General features: G+C 63.1%; 1 protein-coding gene. It reads left to right on the top strand.

Going from position 1 to position 696, the window contains the following annotated elements:
- The coding region (locus tag NE619_RS17925; protein ID WP_256133851.1) for an electron transfer flavoprotein subunit beta/FixA family protein at positions 1 to 600 on the top strand (600 nt) is incomplete at its 5' end.
- Between the last annotated feature and the right edge of the window lie 96 nt (positions 601 to 696).

Below are 696 nucleotides of genomic sequence, written 5' to 3'. Positions count from 1 at the left end.
CCGCCGCAGGCCAAAGACATGCTGGCCGAATGCCTGGCCATGGGAGCCGACGAAGCGATCCTGCTGTCGGACCGGGCCCTGGGCGGCTCGGACACCTGGGCCACGTCCAACGCGCTGGCCGCGGGCATCAAAAAGATCGGAGGGTTCGACCTGATCTTCGCCGGCCGGCAGGCCATTGACGGGGACACGGCCCAGGTGGGGCCGCAGATCGCCGAGAAGCTGGGGCTGCCCCAGGTGACCTACGTGAAGGAATTCCGGCTGGAGGACGGACGGGTCATCGTCAAACGGGCGCTGGAAGACGGCTACGAACGCCTGAAAGCGCCGCTGCCCTGCGTGCTGACGGCCATCAAGGAGCTGAACGAGCCCAGGTACATGTCGGTGCCGGGAATCCTCAGAGCCGCGAAAGCGGAAGTGAAGGTCTGGAGCGCCGAGGACATCGGCGTGGACAAGACCACCGTGGGCCTGAAAGCCTCGCCGACCAACGTGTTCCGTTCCTTCACGCCAAAGCCCAAGGGAAAAGGGATCGCCGTGGAGGGCGACACGCCGAAGGAGCTGGCGGCGAACCTGCTGGCGGACATGAAACACAAACACATCATATAGGAGGAGAAAACGATGACGAGTTTCGCAGAACACAAGGACGTCTGGGTGTATACCGAACAGAGAGACGGAAAACTGATGAACGTGGCCCTGGAGCTT

The organism is Anaerovorax odorimutans (assembly GCF_024459955.1).
Taxonomy (GTDB): domain Bacteria; phylum Bacillota; class Clostridia; order Peptostreptococcales; family Anaerovoracaceae; genus Hominibacterium; species Hominibacterium odorimutans_A.
The sequence above is the reverse complement of the archived record's forward strand: the minus strand, read 5'-3'. Positions and strand labels throughout refer to the sequence as shown.